Origin of the sequence: Klebsiella sp. ME-303, assembly GCF_007910085.1 — a bacterium.
Lineage (GTDB): Bacteria > Pseudomonadota > Gammaproteobacteria > Enterobacterales > Enterobacteriaceae > Klebsiella > Klebsiella michiganensis.
Genome location: NZ_VOJB01000057.1, coordinates 129,605 through 151,551 on the forward strand (window position 1 = coordinate 129,605; position 21,947 = coordinate 151,551).

Genomic DNA, 21,947 nt, shown 5'->3' on the forward strand with positions numbered 1-21,947 from the left:
GCTGAATCTCAGGCCTCAACCTGCTTCGCCGCCAGCAGCGCCTTAAGCTCCGGGAGACAGGAACCGCAGTTGGTGCCGCATTTGAGTTTCGCCCCCAGCGCGGCAGGCGTACGGCAGCCGCTGGCAATCGCTTCGCCTATCGCCCGTTCGCCCACGCTAAAGCAGCTGCAGATAATGCGCCCGCGCGGCATCTCATCGCCGCCTTTTCTGCCGCTCAATAGTGCATGGCGCCGGGCGGCGTTCTGCGGCGGGGTGCGAAACGCGGCGTGAATCCACTCGGCATCGATAGCCGGCTCGCTGGCGTCGCTCCACCAGCCGAGCATCAGCTCTCCCCCCTGCCACGCCAGCAGGTTCCAGACGTTGCCGCCTTCGGCTACCTGCATCTGCCATCCCTGCCGCTGACACCAGCCCACAAGCCAGTCGCGGGAGCGGGTATCCCCCGCCAGCGAAAGATGGATAACGCCCTGCGCCGCCCGCCGCCGCCAGTGCAGCGAGGCGGGGAGCGGAACCGGCTGGCGAGCAAAAAGCTCGCCTTTCCACGCCGGCAGCCAGGCGGCTATCGCTACCGCCGCCTGTTTACTTTCCGGCTGCCCGGAGTGCGGGTCGGTGACCGCCCTCAGCAGGTTATTCACCCGTCCCTGGCGAGCATACTGATCATTCCAGTGCATCGGCACAAACAGCGACCCGGGACGCTGGCCAGCGCTGATTGTCACTTTTGCTACCATCACCCCATTCGGTGAGCGGACCCGCGCCAGTTCACCTTCCAGCAGCTGATAGCGCGTCGCGTCCGCTGGCGCGACTTCCACCACCGGTTCGCTAATATGCTGCATCAGACGCGGCACCGCGCCGGTGCGGGTCATGGTGTGCCACTGATCGCGGATCCGCCCGCTGTTGAGGATCAGCGGATAGAACGCATCGGTGACCGCCCGAGTGGGCTGTGGGGTCACCGGGACCATGCGCAGTTTGCCGCTGCGGTGCCACCCCTTGAGCAAACCCCAGCTTGCATGACTGCGGCTCACCGGCCAGCGCACCGGCTCCAGCGCATCCCACGCTTCGCGGCTGAGATCCGCCAGTCCGCCGATGTCAAACGCCCGCTGGCCATCGTTTTCATATCCTGAAAGCGCGGCGTGTTCGCTGAACACCTCGTGCGGATGCTGCCAGGCAAAGGCGGAGCCGAAGCCCAGCGCCTGGGCCACGCGGGCGACGATCCACCAGTCGGCTCTGGCCTCCCCCGGCGGCGGCATGAAAGCGCGCTGGCGTGAGATCCGCCGTTCGGAGTTGGTTACCGTGCCGCTCTTCTCCCCCCACGCCAGCGCGGGAAAGCGGATATGGGCAAAGCGTCCGGTATCGGTAGCGGCGGCGACGTCGGAAACGATGACCAGCGGACAGGCCGCCAGCGCTTCGCTTACCGCATGGCTGTCCGGCAGCGACACCACCGGATTGGTGCCCATAATCCACACCGCTTTCACCTCGCCGCGGCCAATGGCGGCGAACAGATCCACCGCCGTCAGCCCCGGCGTTTGCGCCAGACGTTCGGTCCCCCAGAAGCGCGCCAGACGCCGTAAATCATCGGTTTCAAAATTCATATGCGCCGCCAGCATGGTCGCCAGCCCACCCACCTCGCGCCCGCCCATGGCGTTAGGTTGTCCGGTCAGCGAAAAAGGCCCGCAGCCCGGGCGGCCAAATTTCCCGCTCGCCAGGTGAACGTTGATGATAGCGTTGCATTTATCGCTGCCGCTGGCGGATTGGTTAATCCCCATGGTATAGAGCGTGATGGCGCGCGGAGCGGCGATAAACTCGCTATAGAAATCGGCGACCTGCTGTCGCGGCAGGCCGCAGAACTGCGCTACTTTGTCGAGGTCCCAGTTCCGGGCGATAGCCAGCGCCTGCGGCGCATCGCTGAAATCACCGCTGATGGCGCCGCTGGCGGCAATGGCGTTCAGCAGGCCGACAAACAGCCCGCCGTCGCTGCCGGGAGCCAGCGCAAGATGCCGGTCCGCGATATCGCAGGTGGCGGTCCTACGGGGATCAATGACCACCACCCGCATCTGCGGATTGTCGCGCTTCGCCTGCGCCAGCCGCTGATAGAGTACCGGATGCGCCCAGGCGGCGTTCGACCCGACCAGCACCACCAGATCGCTGTTTTCCACGTCCTCATAGCTGCACGGCACCACATCAGCGCCCAGCGCCCGTTTGTAGCCGGTAACCGCTGAAGACATGCACAGCCGCGAATTGGTATCGATATTTGCCGCGCCGATAAACCCCTTCATCAGCTTATTCGCCGCGTAGTAGTCCTCGGTCAGCAGCTGGCCGGAGGCATAAAACGCCACCGCCTGCGGCCCGTGACGGTCGATAACCTCCCGCAGGCGCGAACCCGCCGCCGCCAGCGCCTGAGTCCAGGTTGCGCGCTCGCCGTCGACTTCCGGGAAGAGCAATCTTCCCGCCAGGCCGACGGTTTCGCCCAGCGCCGCCCCCTTCACGCACAGGCGGCCAACGTTTGCCGGGTGCTGCTCATCCCCGCGTACGGTAACCTGGCCATCGGCATTCAGGCTGGCGATAACGCCGCAGCCGACTCCGCAATAGGGACACGTGGTCCTGGTTTCCGTCATCAGGAGGCCTCCGCGCGCGCCAGCAGCTGCTGGTTGCCAACCCACACTTTACCGTTCTCCACTTTGACCGGCCAGGCGCGTACCGCCAGTTCGCCGCCGTCGCACTGGCGGCCATCGCGCAGGCGGATACGCTGCTTATACAGAGGTGAAATCACGATCGGTTCGCCGCCCGCATCGCCAAGCAGGCCGCGCGACAAAACGTTGGCGTCGCTGCCCGGCTCGAGGTTATCGAGGGCATACACCTGGTCGCCGAAGCGGAACAGCGCAATCTGCCGCTCGCCGAGCCTCGCGCCAATCCCCGCCTGCTGTGGAATAGCGTCGAGATCGCAAATGGCCTGCCACGGGCGGGACGGCAGCGCCGGTTCGGCCTGCGCCGCGAACGGGGCCAGCTGCGGCTGGCCGCGCAGGGTTTGCCGCTGTACGCTTTCGTCCGGCTCATCGCTGTTCACGTAGGAGCGGAACAGCGCCAGCCGCTGCGGATCGTTAAGGGTGGTTTGCCATTCGCACTGGTAGCTCTCGACCACCCGCGCCATCTCCTGCTCCAGCTCTTCGCCGATGCCGAGGCTGTCTTCGAGGATCACGTCGCGCAGATAGTCGACCCCGCCCTCAAGGTTATCCATCCAGGTACTGGTGCGCTGCAGGCGATCCGCGGTACGAATGTAGAACATCAGCAACCGATCAATACTGCGAATAAGGGTGGCTTCATCAAGATCGCTGGCGAACAGGTCGGCATGGCGCGGCTTCATGCCGCCGTTGCCGCAAACGTACAGGTTCCAGCCCTTCTCCGTGGCGATAACCCCAATATCTTTCCCCTGGGCTTCCGCGCATTCGCGGGTACAGCCGGAGACGGCCATTTTAATTTTGTGCGGCGCGCGCAGCCCCTTGTAGCGATGTTCGAGGGTGACCGCCAGGCCGGTGGAATCCTGGACGCCGTAGCGGCACCAGGTCGAACCGACGCAGGATTTCACCGTCCGCAGGGATTTGCCGTAGGCGTGGCCGGTTTCAAATCCCGCCTCGGCCAGCTCGCGCCAGATTGCCGGGAGCTGCTCCAGGCGCGCGCCGAACAGGTCGATACGCTGGCCGCCGGTCACTTTACTGTATAGCTGATAGCGTTTGGCGATCTGGCCGATCGCAATCAGCCCGTCCGGCGTCACCTCTCCCGCCGCCATGCGCGGCACCACCGAATAGGTGCCATCTTTCTGAATATTGGCGAAGTAGCGATCATTGGTGTCCTGAAGCGGCAGATGCGCCGGCTTCAGCAGATATTCATTCCAGCAGGAGGCCAGCACCGAGGCCACCAGAGGTTTACAGACTTCACAGCCGTGGCCGTGTCCATAGCGGGCAATCAGCTGTTCGAAGGTGCGGATATGGTTGACGCGTACCAGGTGATAGATCTCCTGCCGCGACCACGGAAAATGCTCGCAGATATCCTTTTTGACTTCAACGCCCTGCCCGGCAAGCTGGTACTCCATCACCTGTTTCACCAGCGCGCTACAGCCGCCGCAGCCGGTCGCCGCTTTAGTGCAGCTTTTTATCGCCGCCATATCGCCCGCGCCGCCGCTCACCGCCTGGCAGATATCGCCTTTGCTGACGTTGTGACAGGAGCAAATCTGCGCGCTGTCCGGCAGCGCCGCTACCCCGAGCGCTTTTGGCGCGCTGCCCTCACGCGCCGGAAGGATCAGGCTTTCCGGGTGTTTGGGTAAAGCCATCCCGTTAAGCATCATCTGTAGCAGCGTGGCATAGTCGCTGGCATCCCCGACCAGCACCCCGCCGAGCAGTTTTTTGCCCTCCGCGCTGACCACGATTTTTTTGTAGATCTGCTGCGGCCCATCAGTCCACTGATAGCTCTGACAGCCCGGCGTGCGCCCCTGGGCGTCGCCGAACGAGGCGACATCGACGCCCAGCAGCTTAAGCTTAGTGCTCATATCCGCGCCGCTAAAGCAGCCCGCCTCACCCGCCAGGGTGGCCGCCGCGGCCCGCGCCATCTGATAGCCGGGCGCCACCAGACCATAAATTTTGTTCTCCCACAGGGCGCATTCGCCGATCGCCAGTACGTCCGGGTCGGAGGTACGGCACTGGTTGTCGATGCATATGCCGCCGCGTTCGCCTACGTTCAGTCCGCCGCTGCGCGCCAGCGCGTCCTGGGGGCGAATACCTGCGGAGAATACCAGCATATCAGTCGCCAGCGAGCTGCCGTCAGCGAAGTTCAGCTGCAGCCCCTGCTCATTGCGAACAATTTCCGTCGTCGCCTTGCTGGTATGCACCCCGACACCCAGTTGGCTGATTTTTTCCCGCAGCATCGCAGCGCCGCCGTTGTCCAGCTGCACCGCCATCAGGTTCGGCGCAAACTCGACAACGTGAGTTTCCAGCCCCAGCTGCTTCAGCGCGTTGGCCGCTTCCAGCCCGAGCAGGCCGCCGCCGATCACCACACCCCGTCGGGCGGTTGCGGCGCGGGCGGCAATCTGGTCGAGGTCGTCTAGCGTACGATAAACAAAACAGCCCTCGAGATTATGACCCGGCACCGGCGGAACAAACGGGTAAGACCCCGTCGCCAGCACCAGCTTATCCCAGTGGGTTTCGTGGCCGAAGGCATCGCGCACCACCCGCGCTTCGCGGTCGATGCTGGCGACCGATTCGCTCAGGCGCAGCTCAATACCGTGCTGAGCGAAAAAATCGCCCTCAACCAGCGACAGCGATTCCGCGCTGCGTCCGGCGAAATATTCAGTCAGATGAACCCGGTCGTAAGCGGCATAGCGCTCCTCGCAGAACACCACAATCCGATACTGTTGATGAAGGTGACGGTCGACGCATTGCTCAAGAAAATGGTGGCCGACCATACCGTGTCCGACCAGCACTAATACAGGTTTTGTCATCGTAGTATGTCCCGCAGCGCGCGGCTGCATCGTTGAAGAGGGATCGAAGAGCCACTCTGCCGGCGCCGGCGCATGCGCCCCCAGCAGAGCGGTGAGGGGCGCGGCGCTGCTGCAATCGCCCAGCAGCAGTACGCCGCGCAGCTTGCCGTCGCGCAGCAGCAGGCGACGGTAGTGGCGGTCCAGCGGATCCCAGCTGGTATATACGTCATCCTGTTCGGCGGCCCGCAGCTCGCCGGCGCTGAAGAGCTCAATGCCGGTGACCTTCAGGCGAGTGCCGCTGTCCTGCCAGCTGAAATCCTCGCCAGGGGTCGCGCACAGGCGGTCCGCCAGCACCTCCGCCTGGCGCAGACATGGCGCCACCAGCCCCCAGGTCTGACCGTCGATTTCACAGCACTCGCCGATGGCGCTGACGCCCGGCTGCGCGGTTGCCAGCTGGCGGTCAACGAGGATGCCGCGGGCGCAGGCCAGCCCGCTGCGCTCGGCCAGCCGTTTGTTCGGCTGCACGCCGGTCGCCAGCACCACCCGCGAGGCGGCAAACGCGCGCCCGTCCTCCAGCCGCACCTGATGTTCATCAATGGCGGCGATACGGCTCTCCATCACGCAGCGAATCCCGCGCTCGGCAAGCAGCATTTGCAGCTGCTCGCCGGCAAAAGCATCGATTTGCTGCTCCATCAGCCCGCTTCCGCGATGGAGTAAAGTGACACTGTCACCATGACGCCGCAGCGCCGCGGCGGCCTCTACGCCGAGTACGCCGCCGCCAATGACCACCGCCGGGCCGTCGATGGCCAGGATGCCCTCAACGTCCGCCAGGGTGCGGAAAGCAAAAACGTGCGGCTGGGTGATGCCCGGCAGCGGCGGCAGAAACGGCAGTGAGCCGGTGGCGAACACCAGCTCATCCCAGCCCAGTTCGCCTGCGGTGGTTTGCAGCGTACGGGCCGCAATATCCACCGCCGTAACCGTTTCACCGGCGCGTACCGTCACGTTATGCCGCGGATACCATGACGCGGGCAGCAGCAGCGTCTCGCTTGCCGCTTTTTCGGCGCCAAGCACCGGCGACAGCTGAATGCGGTTATAGGCCTGGCACGGCTCATCGCCGATGAGGGTGATGCTAAACCGCTGCGCATCGCGCTCCACCAGCGCCTGCGCCAGGCGCGTGGCCGCCATACCGTTGCCAATAATCACCAGTTGCCGCCTCATCGCCGCCCCCTATGCCGCTTTCGGCTGTTTTTCATAGAGGAAGTGCAGGATCTGCTGGCGCAGATGGTGATAGCGGCTATCGTCCGCCAGCTGCACGCGATGGCGCGGTCGCGGCAGATTGACGTCGAGGATCTCCCCGACCGTCGCCGCCGGACCGTTGGTCATCATCAGCACCCGGTCGGAAAGCAGCACCGCTTCATCAACGTCATGGGTAATCATGACGATGGTGGTATTCAGCGACTGCTGGATCTGCATCACCGCGTCCTGTAAATGCGCCCGCGTCAGGGCATCAAGGGCGCCAAAGGGTTCATCCAGCAGCAGCACTTTCGGTTTCATCGCCAGCGCCCGGGCAATGCCAACGCGCTGCTTCATGCCGCCGGAGATTTCTCCCGGGCGCTTGTGCAGGGCGTGCCCCATCTGTACCCGCTCGAGGTTGTGCTCAATCCACTCTTTGCGCTCGCCTTTGCTCATGCTGCGGCGAAAGACCTGATCCACCGCCAGCGCCACGTTGTCAAAACAGGTCAGCCACGGCAGCAGGGAGTGGTTCTGAAACACCACCACGCGTTCCGGCCCCGGCCCGGCGATTTCACGGTTGTCGCACAGCAGGCCGCCTTCCGTCGGCAGGGCTATCCCGGCTATCAGATTCAGCAGGGTTGATTTACCGCAGCCGGAGTGGCCGATCAGGCTGATGGTCTCCCCTTCGTAGATGTCGAAGGAGACGTTCTGCAATGCCAGGAATTCGCCGCTGGCGGTGTTAAAACGCTGGCTGACGCCCTGGACCTGAATTAATGGTTTCATCTGCGACTCCCTATTTTTCCTGCCAGCTAAAACGACGGGCGAGCAGCATCAGCCCCTGTTCCAGCAGCAGCCCGACCACGCCGATAATGACGATGGCGATGATGATGTTTTCGACGTTGAGGTTGTTCCACTCGTTCCAGATCCAGAAGCCGATCCCTAAGCCGCCGGTGAGCATTTCGGCGGCGACAATCACCAGCCAGGCGATACCGATGGAGAGACGAACCCCGGTCAGCACCGCGGGCAATACCGCCGGAAAGAGGATCTTGCGCATCACCGTCCACTCCGACAGCTGCAGCACCCGGGCGACGTTGAGGTAATCTTCCGGAATGCGCCGCACGCCCTCGGCGGTGTTAATGACCATCGGCCAGATCGAGCAGATAAAAATAGTCCAGCTGGAGGCGGGTTCCGCTTTCTGGAACAGCAGCAGGCCGATGGGCAGCCAGGCCAGCGGGCTGACCGGGCGCAGCAGCGCGATCAGCGGGTTAAACATGCGGGCGAAAAACAGCGAGCGGCCAATCAGGAAGCCGAGCGGAATTCCCGCCAGCGCGGCAAGGCCAAATCCCACCGCCACCCGCTGCAGCGACGCCAGCACGTTCCAGCCGATGCCCATATCGTTCGGCCCGTCCTGATAAAACGGGTCGGCGAAAAGGGTTAGCGCGGAATCCAGCGTGCTGAGCGGCGTCGGAAAGCCTTTGCTGTTCATCGCCGCCAGCTGCCAGCCCAGCAGCAGCAATCCCAGCCCGAGCAGCGGCGGCAGAAGACGTTGGGTGACATCCCGCAGCCAGCGGCTGAGCGGAGGCGTGGTTTTGCGCACCTGCAGCGGCGGCAGGGTAATGACTTCGCCGGGCGCGCTGTCGGCGCCGGCCTGCGGTTGCGGTTTATATGCGTGTTTCATCTCATGCCCCCTTACGTTGAATCGCGAAACTGCGGGCGTAGCCTTCCGGATCGGCCCCATTCCAGACCTTGCCATCGATCAGCGTGCTGCTGCGCATCGCCTGCGTCGGCGCGCTGATGCCGCCGACCGCCTGCGCGGCCTCTTTCCAGACGTCAATCCGGTTAATGCGCTGGGCCACCGCCAGATAATCCGGTGCCGACTTCAGCAATCCCCAACGGCGGAACTGGGTCAAAAACCACATGCCGTCCGAGAGCCACGGAAAACTCACTTCTCCCCGTTCGTAGAAGCGCATCGGGTGCGCGTCCTGCCAGCGGCGGCCGATACCGTTGTCGTATTCGCCGAGCATGCGCCCGCTGAGGTACTGCTCTTTGGTGTTCAGCCACGCGCGTCTGGCGAGAAGGCGCGCCGTTTCGCGGGTGTTCTCGGCGGATGCGTCAATCCAGCGCTGGGCCTCTATCAGCGCCGCCACCAGCGCGCGCGCGGTGTTGGGATGACGCTCAACCCATTCGCTGCGGGTGCCGAGAATTTTTTCCGGATGCTCCGGCCAGATATCCTGCGAAGTGGCGGCGGTGAAGCCGATACGATCGTTTATCGCGCGCGCATTCCACGGTTCGCCGACGCAAAAGCCGCTCATATTGCCGATGCGCATGTTCATTACCATCTGCGGCGGCGGCACAACGACGGTGCGAATATCGTCAAAGGGATTAATTCCACCGCTCGCCAGCCAGTAGTAGAGCCACATCGCGTGAGTGCCGGTTGGGAAGGTGTGGGCGAAGGTGTAGCTGCCCGGCGCCTGCTGGTCGATCAGTTTTTTCAGCCCGCCCAGGTCGGTGACGCCCTTCTCCTGCAGCTCGCTGGAGAGCGTTATCGCCTGACCGTTGCGGTTAAGGGTCATCAGATTGGCCATCGCCTGCGGTTTACTGGCGATCCCCAGCTCAAGGCCGTAGAGCATGCCGTACAGAATGTGCGCGGCGTCCAGCTCCCCGGCAACCAGCTTGTCGCGCACCGCCGCCCAGCTGGCCTCCTTGCTCGGGACGAGGGTGATGCCGTACTTTTTATCGAATCCCTTCAGGGAAGCGATGGCTAAGGGGGCGCAGTCGGTCAGCGGAATAAAACCGACCCGCACGGTAGTCTGTTCCGGCTTATCCGACCCTGCCGCCCATGCCGCCTGCATCATGCCGGGGAGCAGCATCGCGCCGCCCAGCGCCGCCCCCGCCTGTAATAAACGCCGCCGTGAAATTGAAAACGTATCGCCCATACCCGCTCCAGAAACGCGCAAAAAAAAAGCGTCCGGCGGTGCTTACGCACCGCTGGACGCCTTTATCCTTAGACATACGTGCCGCCGTTGGCCCGCTGCCCTAAACCTTTATTCACTCGTTTTATTTAATGCAAAGCCAATGCCAGATTTGCGGAGGCCCGGTTCACGCGCGTTGGCTCATTTGCCGGGGGCGTTTGAGGCAAAAACTGCACCGTCGGCTGGCAACATATGCCCACTGATTGTGCATCTACTCCTTAGGTGGTACTTGCCATAGCGACTTCACCGTCAGCAGCGCGCGGGCTATCTCAACCATGCGCTGATTTTTGTCCATCGCCATTTTACGCAGCGCCTGCCAGGCCTGCTCCTCCTGCATTCCCTGGTGGGTCATCAGCACGCTTTTGGCTTTTTCAATCAGCTTGCGCTCTTCAAGCGCATCTTTTAACGACGCGAGCTGGGCGGAGAGCTGCTGTAGCTCATGGGCCTGCTGGCGCACCAGCGGCAACAGCTGCTTATCCAGCCGCAGGGCTATACCGTCCTCCTGCCAGTCGGCGGGCGGCACCTGGACCTCCCGATCGTCTCCCTCCAGCAGCGCATCGGCCGCGTTAAGCAGGTCTGCGATCAGCCGCTCTTCCACGCCGCGCAGCTGCTCAAGACGCTGGGTCTGAACGCAAAACCAGCGCAGAGCCGTTTCTCCCTCGTCCGGCGGCGGCTGGCGGGTGCAGGCGACCCGCCGCAGCTGTTCAATTTCCAGACCGGCCTGGCACTGTTCAACAAACAGAACGGTTTGCGGCGAACTGGCTAAAGCCTGAAAAGTGTCAAAACAGGGCTGCTGGCCGTCAATGCGGTCCACCAGCTGCTGGCGCAGCTCATCGCTGAACTGTCCGCGAGCAAAGCCCAGCGCGCCCAGCGCGCGCTCCTGTCCGACCAGCTCTTTCCCCTGCATAAAGCTGTAAAGCGCGACCATCCGCCCGGCGATTTGCGGATCGTCGATACTGTCGTTGAGCTGCGGAACGATATTCAACAGGTGGCGGATAATGCGGCTAAACTGCCCGGTGGCCTCTTCTGCGGCAATCTCCAGGCCGCGCACGCATTTACGCAACGCGACAAGCTGCGTCAGATACCACACCGCGCAGGCAATTCGCCAGCAGAGCGCGCTGCTGGCGGCATCGCGGGCAGGTTCCAGCGCCGCATAAAACCGCGTGAGCTGCTCATCAACCAGCGCCGCGCCCGCCCGGCACTCCGCCGCGTATAGTCTGCCGCCCGAGCATAGCCAGATATTTGACGCGCCGCGCTCGCACTGCAGCATATGCACCAGCGCGCTTATCTGGCCTGCCAGCGCCCCCTGCTGCGCCAGCTGGTGCAGCTGCCGCTTCTGTAAGCGACGCGCGCGCGCAAACCAGTCGACCACCTCAGGTGTATTACCCGCCACATTATTCATACCCTTCCCCCGGGTTAACGCTTTATACTTCAGCCAAGCAATAACCGTGCCTTATAGAAGGAGTCCTTATGCAACGTATTGTGATTATCGCTAACGGTGCCGCCTACGGCAGCGAATCCCTGTTCAATAGCCTGCGTCTGGCTATCGCCCTGCGCGAGCAGCAGTCTGACCTCGAACTGAAATTATTTTTAATGTCTGATGCGGTGACCGCCGGCCTGCGCGGACAGAAGCCAGCGGAAGGCTACAACATTCAGCAGATGCTGGAGATCCTCACCGCGCAAAACGTGCCGGTGAAGCTGTGTAAAACCTGCGCTGACGGCCGGGGGATCGGCGCGCTGCCGCTGATTGATGGCGTGGAGATTGGCACCCTCGTCGAGCTGGCGCAGTGGACGCTGGCGGCGGATAAAGTCCTGACCTTCTAAAAATCCGCCATTCAACGGGATTAAATATTAAGCTGGCGGCGTTTGTTAACCGAAAACAATGTCAGCTGAATGCTTTCAGGCACAACGTCATTTTTGTTTAATCTTTATTCCTTTTTTTGATCAAAATCAGCATCTGCCCCCCTCCCCTTTGGTGTTATGCACAGAGCAAAGTGTGAACAATATCACGCGGGTTAATGGGCTGGCAGGATGCTGTAGACAGAAACGGGGTCGAGATTAAATGGCAATGGTAAAAGCAAGTTTAACGTTGTTTGGCGGTGATACGTTGGTGGTGCGTTGTTCCGAACGCTGCCACATTCACCTGATGAGCGCCAAAGTGCCTGGCGATAGTCATGCGGATATTCTGAGCGTGCAGGACAGAGATAGCGCGTATCTGACCGTGCCTTACAGCGGCACCTGGAACGTTCTCATCGACAGCCACAGCCAGTCGCTGGAGCACTCCATCAGCTACGTTCCCGCCTGATAGCAAACGCCCGGGGAAACCCGGGCGATATACTCTTAAGCCAGCCCGGGCTGGCTGCTTTCCCCCAGTAGATGACGCACCTTGCCGACTAAATCGTCGAGGCAGGCATCGTACATCCCGAGTTTCCGCAGCTCCTGATCGAGCGAGAACAGATACTGAGCGTTGGTGCCAAGCGGGCCGCTGGCGCGGGCTATCAGCGGCGCAATCACCTGCGCGCTGGTATCCGCCTCAAACAGCGGATGACGCGGGTCCATAATAAAAACTAATGCATTGACGGTGCGGCCATCGTCCAGATCCAGCTTGCACCAGGTCGGCAGGTAGCAGCCGGTGATCATCTCCCGCTTCCACAGCAGGGTCAGCTCTTCTTCGAGAGTGTCATCAGGCAGGCGGTAGGCAACCCCGGTGGTGCGCCCGCCCTCTTTCAACGCCAGCATTCGACCCGGCTGAGTGGCGCTACCGCGCCCGGCGGTGAGCCGCAGGCAAAACGCGCGGTGCCAGCCCGGTAGCGTACCGGTACAGGACTCGCGATACTCCAGCGCCGGATTCCACATCAGCGAACCGTAGCCAAAGATCCACACCGAGCCATCGTCCGGACGACAGGCCAGGGTCGCCGCCAAAGAGGCTGCCCGCTGCTCTGCCGACCAAAGAAGCGATTCCTCAATAGCGCCAAACGCCGTTTTACAATCCGCATTCAGTAAGAAATCACGCGTTAACACTTTCTACTACCTCCGCCACTGCCCGCTTCCCGGCGATTATCTGGTGCCATCCGTGAAGTATTGCCGAATTATTATCCAGCTTTATTTGACAATAAGCAATGAACGAGCCGCGGGCAAGGGCTCAGGCAGCACATGACGTAGCAAAAGCGATTACTTCTTCTTATGCCACTTATCATCATCGCCTTTTTGGTACTCATTTTTCACCGCCGCCCAGGCGACTTTGTGCGCCGTCTCTTCACGGCTGGCGTCATCGCGTCGGTCTTCTTTATGCTTATACTGGTCCCAGGCGCTGTTAAAGGCCTCTTTGTAAATCTCCTGGGCATGCGCAGGCAGAACGTGCTGAACGCTGTCGGGTAATTCACTTTTGTTGCTATAGGGCATGGCGACCTCCAGATTTAGGGTGAATAGTCAGTCTGTCAGGCGATTTACCGGCTGGCAAGGCGATGGATAAATGAGAAAGATGTTTTAGTAATTATCTGAATAATAAATACAAAACGAGAGTAACCGCAGTTTATGGCAATCTACCACTTTTCCATGGTCAGAGTGGTAAATTTAAGTAAAAAAACAAAGTAGTTCGATCAATGTCTGTTATTTTATTAACTTACAGTATCTATAATTATAACACCTGCACACCTGGAGATAATTCATGACCGATGCACATGAGGCGGTGAAAACCCGCCACAAGGAGACCACCCTCGCCTTTCCGGTTCTGGCGCTGGCGGTGCTGTTTTTCTGGGGAAGCAGCCAGTCACTGCCAGTGGTCGTTGCCATTAATATCCTGGCGCTGGTCGGGATCCTGAGCAGCGCGTTCAGCGTTGTTCGCCACGCCGACGTTCTGGCGCACCGCCTTGGCGAACCCTATGGTTCGTTAATTTTAAGCCTTTCAGTGGTTATTCTCGAAGTCAGCCTGATTTCCGCATTAATGGCCACCGGCGACGCCGCGCCGACCCTGATGCGAGATACGCTTTATTCAATCATCATGATTGTTACCGGCGGGCTGGTAGGTTTTTCTTTATTGTTGGGCGGGCGCAAATTCGCCACCCAGTATATGAATCTGTTCGGCCTTAAACAGTACCTCATCGCCCTCTTTCCGCTGGCGATCATCGTCCTGGTCTTTCCCATGGCGCTGCCCGGGGCTAATTTCACCACTGGCCAGGCGCTGCTGGTTGCGCTGATCTCCGCCGCCATGTACGGCGTGTTCCTGCTGATTCAAACGAAAACGCACCAGAGCCTGTTTGTTTACGAACACGAGGATGACGGCGACGACGATGACCCGCATCACGGCAAACCGTCGGCCCATAGCAGCAAGTGGCACACCGCCTGGCTGCTGGTACACCTGGTTGCGGTTATCGCCGTGACTAAAATGAACGCCAATCCGCTGGAGACGCTGCTGACCAGCATGAATGCCCCCGTCGCCTTTACCGGCTTCCTGGTCGCGCTGCTGATCCTCTCTCCGGAAGGCCTTGGCGCGCTGAAAGCGGTCCTGAACAATCAGGTCCAGCGGGCGATGAACCTGTTCTTCGGCTCCGTGCTGGCCACCATTTCCCTGACGGTACCGGTGGTGACGCTTATCGCCTTCCTCACCGGCAACGAACTGCGCTTTGGCCTTGGCGCGCCGGAAATGGTGGTGATGGTCGCCTCGCTGCTGCTGTGCCAGATATCGTTCTCTACCGGGCGTACCAATGTGCTAAACGGCGCGGCGCACCTGGCGCTGTTCGCCGCCTACCTGATGACCATTTTTGCCTGAACCTCCCCCGGCGGCGTCATGCCGTTCGGGGAGATCAAAAAAGCCTGCCGGTTATAAAACCGGCAGGCTTTTGTCGTTTCAGCAGCGATTACTTGCTGGTATCGAGCTCATCAAAGCTTTTAACAAGATCGTCGATGGCTTTCATCTGCTTGAGGAACGGCTCCAGTTTATCCAGCGGCAGCGCGGACGGACCGTCGCATTTCGCGTGTTCCGGATCCGGGTGCGCTTCAATAAACAGGCCGGCGATACCCACCGCCATCCCGGCGCGCGCCAGTTCGGCAACCTGCGCGCGGCGTCCGCCGGAAGCGGCGCCAAACGGGTCGCGGCACTGCAGAGCGTGAGTAACGTCGAAGATAACCGGTGAGTTATTGGAGGCCTTTTTCATCACGCCAAAGCCCAGCATGTCGACCACCAGGTTATCGTAGCCGAAGTTCGCGCCGCGATCGCAAAGGATCACTTTGTCGTTGCCGCCTTCGATAAACTTATCGACGATATTGCCCATTTGGCCCGGGCTCACGAACTGCGGTTTTTTCACGTTGATCACCGCGCCGGTTTTCGCCATCGCTTCAACCAGATCGGTCTGACGGGCAAGGAACGCTGGCAGCTGAATAACGTCCACCACGTCAGCGACCGGCTGAGCCTGGCTGGCTTCGTGAACGTCGGTGATGATTTTCACGCCGAACGTTTGTTTCAGCTCCTGGAAAATCTTCATCCCTTCTTCCAGCCCCGGCCCGCGATAGGAGTGGATGGAAGAACGGTTAGCTTTATCAAAAGAGGCTTTAAACACATAAGGAATGCCCAGCTTCTGCGTGACGGTCACGTAGTGTTCGCAGATACGCATCGCCAGATCGCGGGATTCCAGCACGTTCATGCCACCAAACAGCACGAATGGCAGGTCGTTTGCTACGTTGATATCACCAATGCTAACCACTTTTTGTTTCATAAGTTCGCCTTATCAGGGTGTAACCGGAATGGTTTCAGACTAATGCAATGTAATTTGTTTGTGCGAAATGGTGTTGATCTGCGCGCGGATCATCTCGCTGATGGGATCCTCCGGGCACTGTTCAACGAAGTAACTGAGGTCCTGCAGCGCCACGTGATCGCAATCCAGCTGGGCGTATATCAGTCCCCGGTCGCGAATTTCGTACGGGTCTTCCGGATTGAACTGCAGCAGCGCTTCGCTGGTCCGTAACGCCAGCTCCATCTGCCGCTCTTCCATCAGCGCCGATTTGAGCGTGTCGAGCAGCTTGCGGATCACTTCCGCGTTGTCGGCTTCATCGAGGTCTTCGTTAAACAACTCGGCGACCGGACTAATATTGCCCTTCAGCCACACTTCCAGCGTATGCTCGTTGAGCGTTTCGCCGTTAAATGGATTAATGAGCCACATCTCTTCGCTCTCTTCAGGGTCGGCGCGCAGCAGCATCTGGGTCGGAAAAATCACCGGCACCACCGGCAGCGCCAGACGCTGAGCAATCCACAGCAGGATTGCGCCTAGCGATACCGCGCTACCCTGACGATTGTTCAGGACTTTATCAAGCCAGAGCACGTCGGACAGGCGGTAAACGCCGCGCGAATCGCTAAAGCCCCAGTCATGATAGAAAAGCTCCAGCAGACGTTCTATCTGGCGCTCCTGGTCCCACGAAGCGGCAATCTCCTCACGCGCCAGGCCCAGCAGCCGCTCCAGCTCATCCTGCACATAGTGCGTCGGAAAATCGTCGCGGATTAATTCAGAAATGAGGACCATGCCGTCGCATAACGGCGCTTTATTAAATTCGAAATCAGCTAACGACCTCATGCCTTACCCCAGTAACGGTGTTCTTGTGATGGCGAGTTGAATAATGATAAACAACACCACCAGGGCCAGCAGAAAGGCGACAAACCGGCTCTGCTGACTGCGCTGGCGACGACGGCCCAGCGCGATAAATCCCAATGCGATATAAATGATAACGCCAAACAGCTTCTCAGTCAGCCATGTACCCTCTTCGGTAAACGGCAGATAGTGCGTTATTGCCATTAGTCCGGCGCCGCTGAGAAACAGCAGCGTATCGCTACAGTGCGGCGCGATACGAACCCAGCGCTGGTCAAGCAGACGGTTACCGCTCCAGCTCCACCAGTAGCGCAGCACGAACAGGCTCACCGAAACCACCACGCAGGCGATATGCAGATACAGTACCGCGTTAAACAGATTCATACGCCTCCCTGATATTGCCCGAGCGTCAGACGCTCGTTGTCTCCGTAGTCGCGACAGGTGGCAATATTGCCATAACCCGCCGCGCGAAAGATTGCGCGCACCGCTTCCCCCTGCGTCCAGCCGTGTTCCAGCAGCATCACGCCGCCGGCAGCCAGATAGCGGCGGCCTTCGCGGATGATATGCGCCAGATCGGCCAGACCGCCATCGGCGGCGACCAGCGCCGTTTTCGGCTCAAAGCGCACATCACCCTGCGCAAGATGCGGGTCGGTTTCATCGATATAGGGCGGATTGCTGACGATGATGTCGAACTGCTGACCGGCGAGCGCGCTAAACCAGTGGCTTTGCAGTATCCTGACGTTAGGGATAGCGAGATGTTCAGCGTTACGCGCCGCCAGCGCCACCGCGTCGGGCATTACGTCAACGGCGGTGACGTGGCAATCGGGGCGTTCGCTGGCCAGCGCCAGAGCGATGGCGCCGGTGCCGGTGCCGAGATCGAGAATACGGCACGGCTTGTCGGATAACCGCGCCAGCGTCTGTTCAACCAGGCATTCGGTATCCGGACGCGGGATCAGCGTGGCGGGAGAAACGAACAGCGGCAGCGACCAGAATTCGCGCTGGCCCACCAGATGAGCCACCGGCTCGCCCCGGGCGCGACGGCTGAGCAGCGTTTCCAGCTCGGCGGCCTGCGCCGCCGTCAGCGCCGTTTCGCCAAAGGCGAGAATATAGGTCCGCGCTTTGCCGGTCACGTGACCCAGCAGGATTTCGGCATCCCGGCGCGGGCTTTCACTTTGGCTCAGGCGGACGATGGCCTGCGTCAGCCACTGCTGAAAAGTCATCATTCCTGCTCGGAAAGGGCGGCCAGCTGATCGGCCTGATATTCCTGAACGATCGGCTCAATCAGCATATCCAGCTTGCCTTCCATCGCTTCGTCCAGACGGTAAAGCGTCAGGTTGATGCGGTGATCGGTCACGCGGCCCTGCGGAAAGTTATAGGTGCGGTTACGATCGCTGCGATCGCCGCTGCCCAGCAGGTTACGGCGCTCTGAGGCTTCCGCCTGCTGGCGCCTGGAGACTTCCGCGGCGCGAATACGCGCGCCAAGCACCGACAGCGCTTTGGCTTTGTTTTTGTGCTGAGAACGTTCGTCCTGACACTCGACGACGATGCCGGTCGGCAGGTGGGTAATACGGATCGCCGAGTCGGTGGTGTTAACGTGCTGACCGCCCGCGCCGGAGGAGCGGAAGGTATCGATGCGCAGATCGCTCGGGTTGATATCCGGCATTTCGGCTTCCGGCAGCTCCGGCATCACCGCCACGGTGCAGGCGGAGGTATGGATACGCCCCTGGGATTCGGTGGCCGGTACGCGCTGTACGCGATGGCCGCCGGATTCGAACTTCAGTCGCCCATAGACGCCGTCGCCGCTGATTTTGGCAATCACTTCTTTAAAGCCGCCGTGCTCGCCTTCGTTGGCGCTCATGATTTCCACGCGCCAGCGGCGTGATTCCGCGTAACGGCTGTACATACGGAACAGATCGCCCGCGAACAGCGCCGCTTCATCGCCGCCGGTACCGGCGCGAACTTCAACAAACGCGTTACGCTCGTCGTCCGGGTCTTTTGGCAGCAGCAGAACCTGCAGCTGCTGCTCCATCTGCTCACCCTTTTCTTTCGCTTCGCGCAGCTCTTCCTGCGCCATTTCGCGCATTTCCGGGTCGTCGAGCATCATCTGCGCGGCTTCGATATCATCCTGCAGCTGACGCCAGTCGGTGTAGCAGCGGGCGACGTCGCTCAGCTGTGCGTATTCGCGCGACAATGCGCGAAATTTATCCTGATCGGCGATGGTTGCGGCATCGCCGAGTAGCGCCTGAACTTCCTCATGGCGTTCGTAAAGGGCTTCCAGTTTGGCAACAATAGAAGGCTTCATAGGCGTGAATTCACCCTGTCCTAAAAAGAGAGAAAGGTGCGCTATTCCAGCCCGAGGCTGTTGCGCAGAATATGCAGGCGTTCATCATCCCCGTCACGGGCGGCCTGCTGAAGAGATTTGGTTGGCGAGTGGATCAGGCGGTTAGTCAGCTTACGCGCCAGATCCTGCATGATTTCCTGCGCATCGCCGCCCTGATTGAGCGCAGCCAGCGCTTTTGCCGTCAGCTCCTCGCGGACCTGTTCGGCCTGGGAGCGATATTCGCGGATAGTCTCGCTGGCGCTCTGAGCGCGCAGCCAGGCCATAAATTCGCTGGCTTCCTGCTCGACAATGGTTTCCGCCTGTACCGCCGCGGCTTTACGCTGCGCCAGATTGTGCTGAATGATGTTTTGCAGATCGTCCACGCTGTAAAGATAGGCGTTCGCCAGCTTGCCAACCTCCGGTTCGACATCGCGCGGAACGGCGATATCCACCAGCAGCATCGGCTGATTGCGGCGCGCCTTCAGCGCGCGCTCCACCATCCCTTTGCCAATAATCGGCAGCGGGCTGGCGGTAGAACTAATAATGATATCCGCTTCTTTTAGCCGTTCGTCGATATCGCTCAGGGCGATCACCTCCGCGCCGACTTCATCGGCCAGCGCCTGAGCGCGCTCGCGGGTGCGGTTAGCAATCACCATCTTGCGCACCTTATGCTCGCGCAGATGGCGGGCCACCAGCTCGATAGTCTCACCGGCGCCAACCAGCAGCACGGTCACGCTGGAGAGTGATTCGAAGATTTGTCGCGCCAGGGTACAGGCGGCAAACGCCACGGAGACCGCGCTGGCGCCGATATCGGTTTCGGTACGCACGCGTTTGGCCACCGAGAACGACTTCTGGAACATGCGCTCCAGCTCGCTAACGTTCAGGTGACCACGGCTGGAGTCGGCAAAGGCTTTTTTCACCTGCCCGAGGATCTGCGGCTCGCCCAGCACCAGCGAATCCAGGCCGCTGGCGACGCGCATCAGATGGCTAACCGCCTCGTTGTCCTGATGCCAGTAGAGGCTTTTGCGCAGGTCGTCTTCATTTAAACCGTGGTAGTCGCACAGCCAGCGGATAAGCACTTCCTGAAGGTTATCCTGCTCTTCGACGCTGAGATAGAGTTCCGTGCGGTTACAGGTCGACAGCACCACCCCGCCCTGCACCATTGGCTGGGCCAGCAAGCTCTCCAGCGCCTGATCGAGCGTATCCGGCGAAAACGTTACGCGTTCTCGCAGCGCTACAGGAGCTGTTTTGTGGTTAATGCCAAGAGCTAAAAGCGTCATTGTGAGGGAGTAGTACCAGCGTTGCTAAGGTTAGTCTGCAGGCATCATACAGGATGCGCGTAATCAATAAAAGAGAGGCTCCCCTTTTGGAGTAATAGCTAATCTGTAATAGCCATTAACGGTAATTTTTTGATTTCAGACAACTTGAACGTAGACGCTACCGTCCGGCAACGCTAGCATTAATGGTTATAATTGTAACCCGCTACACAAATCGGCCGCCTGTTTCTCCCATTCGCCGCATTTCACTGTAGACATCAAGGATTTGTCATCATTATGAATCGACTGTTCCGCCTGTTGCCGCTGGCAAGCCTCGTTCTGACCGCCTGTGCGATTAATGCTCCGAAAGGGCCGGGTAAAAGCCCGGATTCTCCACAGTGGCGTCAGCACCAGCAAGATGTCCGCAATCTTAATCAGTTCCAGACGCGCGGCGCTTTTGCTTATCTTTCTGATGAGCAAAAAGTCTATGCCCGCTTCTTCTGGCAGCAAACCGGCCAGGACCGCTACCGCCTGCTGCTGACTAACCCCCTCGGCAGCACCGAGCTGTCGTTAACCGCCCAGCCGGGCAGCGTGCAGCTGATTGACAATAAAGGCCAGACCTACACGGCGACCGATGCCGAAGAGATGATTGGCCGCCTGACCGGCATGCCGATTCCGCTCAACAGCCTGCGCCAGTGGATTATTGGCCTGCCGGGCGAGGCCACCGACTACTCGCTTGACGACCAGTACCGCCTGCGCGAGCTGAACTACACGCAAAACGGCAAAACCTGGCACGTCACCTACGGTGGCTACACCTCGGACACCAAACCTTCGCTACCGGCCAATATGGAGCTTAACGACGGCAGTCAGCGCATCAAGCTGAAAATGGATAACTGGATTGTGAAATGATGACCCGCTGGCCTTCTCCCGCAAAGCTGAATCTGTTTTTGTATATTACCGGGCAGCGCGCCGACGGTTACCACACCCTGCAGACGCTGTTTCAGTTTCTGGATTATGGCGACACGCTGACGATTGAACCGCGCGACGATGGCCAGCTGCGTCTGCTGACGCCGGTTGACGGCGTGCCGGATGAAGAGAACCTGATTATTCGCGCGGCCAGGCTTTTAATGCAGGCCGCAGCCCAGGCCGGGAAGCTTCCTGCGGGCAGCGGCGCCGATATCAGCATCGACAAGGTTCTTCCGATGGGCGGCGGCCTCGGCGGCGGTTCGTCCAACGCCGCGACCGTACTGGTGGCGCTGAATCACTTATGGGGCTGCCATCTCTCGGAAGATGAGCTGGCGGCGTTGGGTCTGCAGCTGGGCGCCGACGTGCCGGTGTTCGTGCGCGGCCATGCGGCCTTTGCCGAAGGCGTCGGGGAAATTCTCACCCCGGCCGAACCGGAGGAAAAGTGGTATCTGGTGGCCCATCCGGGAGTGAGCATTCCCACGCCGATCATTTTTCGCGATCCGGAACTCCCGCGCAATACCCCGTCAAGGTCAATTAATACGTTATTAAAATGTAAATTCGGCAATGATTGCGAGGTTATCGCAAGAAAACGTTTTCGTGAGGTTGATGCAGCGCTTTCCTGGCTGTTAGAATATGCGCCGTCGCGCCTGACTGGCACCGGTGCATGTGTGTTTGCTGAATTTGACACTGAATCCGCCGCTCGTCAGGTGCTTGAAAAAGCCCCGGCATGGCTGCATGGCTTCGTAGCGCGAGGTGTTAATATCTCTCCGCTCAAGCAGGCGCTGCGCTAAGTTCTGCTCATTATAGCAAATTTGGTGAAAACGCCGGGGAAACTGAGTTACGGTGACAACGTCACCCTGTTCCAGACGTTGCATCGGGCTCTTTAAATACACCGCCTGGATGAAATCGTGCCCACCCGCACCGTTTTTGGCCCATTTCATCCACCACTGGACGCATGCCTGAGGTTCTTCTCGTGCCTGATATGAAGCTTTTTGCTGGTAACGCCACCCCGGAACTAGCACAACGTATTGCCAACCGCCTGTACACTTCTCTTGGCGACGCCGCTGTAGGTCGTTTTAGCGACGGCGAAGTCAGCGTACAAATCAATGAAAACGTACGCGGTGGTGATATTTTCATCATCCAGTCCACTTGTGCTCCCACCAA

General features: G+C 60.2%; 20 protein-coding genes. 6 read left to right on the forward strand and 14 right to left on the reverse strand.

Going from position 1 to position 21,947, the window contains the following annotated elements; all coding sequences use genetic code 11:
* Nucleotides 1-8: 8 nt before the first annotated feature.
* The 6 genes from FQK12_RS04045 to nasR form a co-directional block, all read right to left on the reverse strand.
* Complete coding sequence (locus FQK12_RS04045; RefSeq protein WP_014229749.1) at nt 9-2,609, reverse strand: nitrate reductase; 2,601 nt, start codon at nt 2,607-2,609, stop codon at nt 9-11.
* The gene (gene nirB, locus FQK12_RS04050; protein ID WP_077251507.1) at nt 2,609-6,679 is read right to left on the reverse strand and encodes a nitrite reductase large subunit NirB; all 4,071 of its coding nucleotides are present in this window, start codon (nt 6,677-6,679) and stop codon (nt 2,609-2,611) included. Before nirB ends, FQK12_RS04045 begins: the two co-directional genes overlap by 1 nt.
* Nucleotides 6,680-6,688: 9 nt before the next feature.
* Nucleotides 6,689-7,477, reverse strand: a complete 789-nt coding sequence (locus FQK12_RS04055) for an ABC transporter ATP-binding protein (protein ID WP_014229751.1) — start codon at nt 7,475-7,477, stop codon at nt 6,689-6,691.
* A 10-nt stretch (nt 7,478-7,487) separates the two neighbouring features.
* The gene (gene ntrB / locus FQK12_RS04060; RefSeq protein ID WP_014229752.1) at nt 7,488-8,372 is read right to left on the reverse strand and encodes a nitrate ABC transporter permease; all 885 of its coding nucleotides are present in this window, start codon (nt 8,370-8,372) and stop codon (nt 7,488-7,490) included.
* A gap of 1 nt (nt 8,373) precedes the next feature.
* Nucleotides 8,374-9,630, reverse strand: coding sequence for a CmpA/NrtA family ABC transporter substrate-binding protein (locus FQK12_RS04065; protein ID WP_014838763.1), 1,257 nt, complete (start codon nt 9,628-9,630; stop codon nt 8,374-8,376).
* 247 nt (nt 9,631-9,877) lie between these two features.
* The gene (nasR, locus tag FQK12_RS04070; protein WP_014229753.1) at nt 9,878-11,068 is read right to left on the reverse strand and encodes a nitrate regulatory protein NasR; all 1,191 of its coding nucleotides are present in this window, start codon (nt 11,066-11,068) and stop codon (nt 9,878-9,880) included.
* A gap of 68 nt (nt 11,069-11,136) precedes the next feature.
* Between nasR and FQK12_RS04075 the strand changes: the two genes are divergently transcribed.
* On the forward strand, nt 11,137-11,490 hold the full coding sequence (locus FQK12_RS04075) for a DsrE/DsrF/TusD sulfur relay family protein (protein ID WP_014229754.1): 354 nt from the start codon (nt 11,137-11,139) through the stop codon (nt 11,488-11,490).
* 238 nt (nt 11,491-11,728) lie between these two features.
* The gene (locus tag FQK12_RS04080; protein WP_002910387.1) at nt 11,729-11,971 is read left to right on the forward strand and encodes a DUF1883 domain-containing protein; all 243 of its coding nucleotides are present in this window, start codon (nt 11,729-11,731) and stop codon (nt 11,969-11,971) included.
* 35 nt (nt 11,972-12,006) lie between these two features.
* Here the strand turns inward: FQK12_RS04080 and FQK12_RS04085 are convergent, their stop codons facing one another.
* Complete coding sequence (locus FQK12_RS04085) at nt 12,007-12,687, reverse strand: gamma-glutamylcyclotransferase (RefSeq protein ID WP_004851874.1); 681 nt, start codon at nt 12,685-12,687, stop codon at nt 12,007-12,009.
* 150 nt (nt 12,688-12,837) lie between these two features.
* Nucleotides 12,838-13,068 (reverse strand): putative cation transport regulator ChaB, encoded by a 231-nt coding sequence (chaB, locus tag FQK12_RS04090; RefSeq protein ID WP_009651994.1) that lies wholly within the window; start codon nt 13,066-13,068, stop codon nt 12,838-12,840.
* Between the two features lie 265 nt (nt 13,069-13,333).
* Between chaB and chaA the strand changes: the two genes are divergently transcribed.
* On the forward strand, nt 13,334-14,434 hold the full coding sequence (chaA, locus tag FQK12_RS04095) for a sodium-potassium/proton antiporter ChaA (protein ID WP_004121802.1): 1,101 nt from the start codon (nt 13,334-13,336) through the stop codon (nt 14,432-14,434).
* Nucleotides 14,435-14,522: 88 nt separating this feature from the next.
* On the opposite strand, the gene kdsA is transcribed toward chaA, so the two are convergent.
* From kdsA to hemA, 6 genes are read right to left on the reverse strand one after another with little or no spacing between them, the layout of a single operon-like run.
* A complete protein-coding gene (gene kdsA, locus FQK12_RS04100) occupies nt 14,523-15,377 on the reverse strand; it encodes a 3-deoxy-8-phosphooctulonate synthase (protein WP_004103146.1) in 855 nt (284 codons plus the stop codon).
* Nucleotides 15,378-15,416: 39 nt separating this feature from the next.
* Nucleotides 15,417-16,229: an invasion regulator SirB1 gene (gene sirB1 / locus FQK12_RS04105; protein ID WP_004851879.1), complete on the reverse strand. Its 813-nt coding sequence runs from the start codon at nt 16,227-16,229 to the stop codon at nt 15,417-15,419.
* A gap of 3 nt (nt 16,230-16,232) precedes the next feature.
* A complete protein-coding gene (sirB2, locus tag FQK12_RS04110) occupies nt 16,233-16,625 on the reverse strand; it encodes an invasion regulator SirB2 (protein ID WP_004851880.1) in 393 nt (130 codons plus the stop codon).
* Nucleotides 16,622-17,461: a peptide chain release factor N(5)-glutamine methyltransferase gene (gene prmC, locus FQK12_RS04115; protein WP_014229755.1), complete on the reverse strand. Its 840-nt coding sequence runs from the start codon at nt 17,459-17,461 to the stop codon at nt 16,622-16,624. Before prmC ends, sirB2 begins: the two co-directional genes overlap by 4 nt.
* Nucleotides 17,461-18,543: a peptide chain release factor 1 gene (prfA, locus tag FQK12_RS04120; RefSeq protein ID WP_004851884.1), complete on the reverse strand. Its 1,083-nt coding sequence runs from the start codon at nt 18,541-18,543 to the stop codon at nt 17,461-17,463. The genes prmC and prfA overlap by 1 nt, the downstream gene beginning before the upstream one ends.
* Before the next feature lie 41 nt (nt 18,544-18,584).
* Entirely contained in the window at nt 18,585-19,841 is a 1,257-nt protein-coding gene (hemA, locus tag FQK12_RS04125; RefSeq protein ID WP_004851885.1) for a glutamyl-tRNA reductase, read from the reverse strand.
* Nucleotides 19,842-20,114: 273 nt separating this feature from the next.
* Here hemA and lolB point away from each other — a divergent pair, with 273 nt between their 5' ends.
* From lolB to FQK12_RS27560, 3 genes are all read left to right on the forward strand, one after another.
* Complete coding sequence (lolB, locus tag FQK12_RS04130; protein WP_004851888.1) at nt 20,115-20,726, forward strand: lipoprotein insertase outer membrane protein LolB; 612 nt, start codon at nt 20,115-20,117, stop codon at nt 20,724-20,726.
* Entirely contained in the window at nt 20,726-21,574 is an 849-nt protein-coding gene (gene ispE / locus FQK12_RS04135; protein WP_009651969.1) for a 4-(cytidine 5'-diphospho)-2-C-methyl-D-erythritol kinase, read from the forward strand. Before lolB ends, ispE begins: the two co-directional genes overlap by 1 nt.
* A gap of 164 nt (nt 21,575-21,738) precedes the next feature.
* The coding region (locus FQK12_RS27560) for a ribose-phosphate pyrophosphokinase-like domain-containing protein (protein WP_409996437.1) at nt 21,739-21,947 on the forward strand (209 nt) is incomplete at its 3' end.

Coding starts and splice junctions, on each gene's coding strand:
- FQK12_RS04045 (WP_014229749.1), bottom strand. CDS start 2,609: ATGACGGAAACCAGGACCACGTGTCCCTATTGCGGAGTCGGCTGCGGC.
- nirB (WP_077251507.1), bottom strand. CDS start 6,679: ATGAGGCGGCAACTGGTGATTATTGGCAACGGTATGGCGGCCACGCGC.
- FQK12_RS04055 (WP_014229751.1), bottom strand. CDS start 7,477: ATGAAACCATTAATTCAGGTCCAGGGCGTCAGCCAGCGTTTTAACACC.
- ntrB (WP_014229752.1), bottom strand. CDS start 8,372: ATGAAACACGCATATAAACCGCAACCGCAGGCCGGCGCCGACAGCGCG.
- FQK12_RS04065 (WP_014838763.1), bottom strand. CDS start 9,630: ATGGGCGATACGTTTTCAATTTCACGGCGGCGTTTATTACAGGCGGGG.
- nasR (WP_014229753.1), bottom strand. CDS start 11,068: ATGAATAATGTGGCGGGTAATACACCTGAGGTGGTCGACTGGTTTGCG.
- FQK12_RS04075 (WP_014229754.1), top strand. CDS start 11,137: ATGCAACGTATTGTGATTATCGCTAACGGTGCCGCCTACGGCAGCGAA.
- FQK12_RS04080 (WP_002910387.1), top strand. CDS start 11,729: ATGGCAATGGTAAAAGCAAGTTTAACGTTGTTTGGCGGTGATACGTTG.
- chaB (WP_009651994.1), bottom strand. CDS start 13,068: ATGCCCTATAGCAACAAAAGTGAATTACCCGACAGCGTTCAGCACGTT.
- chaA (WP_004121802.1), top strand. CDS start 13,334: ATGACCGATGCACATGAGGCGGTGAAAACCCGCCACAAGGAGACCACC.
- kdsA (WP_004103146.1), bottom strand. CDS start 15,377: ATGAAACAAAAAGTGGTTAGCATTGGTGATATCAACGTAGCAAACGAC.
- sirB1 (WP_004851879.1), bottom strand. CDS start 16,229: ATGAGGTCGTTAGCTGATTTCGAATTTAATAAAGCGCCGTTATGCGAC.
- sirB2 (WP_004851880.1), bottom strand. CDS start 16,625: ATGAATCTGTTTAACGCGGTACTGTATCTGCATATCGCCTGCGTGGTG.
- prmC (WP_014229755.1), bottom strand. CDS start 17,461: ATGACTTTTCAGCAGTGGCTGACGCAGGCCATCGTCCGCCTGAGCCAA.
- prfA (WP_004851884.1), bottom strand. CDS start 18,543: ATGAAGCCTTCTATTGTTGCCAAACTGGAAGCCCTTTACGAACGCCAT.
- hemA (WP_004851885.1), bottom strand. CDS start 19,841: ATGACGCTTTTAGCTCTTGGCATTAACCACAAAACAGCTCCTGTAGCG.
- lolB (WP_004851888.1), top strand. CDS start 20,115: ATGAATCGACTGTTCCGCCTGTTGCCGCTGGCAAGCCTCGTTCTGACC.
- ispE (WP_009651969.1), top strand. CDS start 20,726: ATGACCCGCTGGCCTTCTCCCGCAAAGCTGAATCTGTTTTTGTATATT.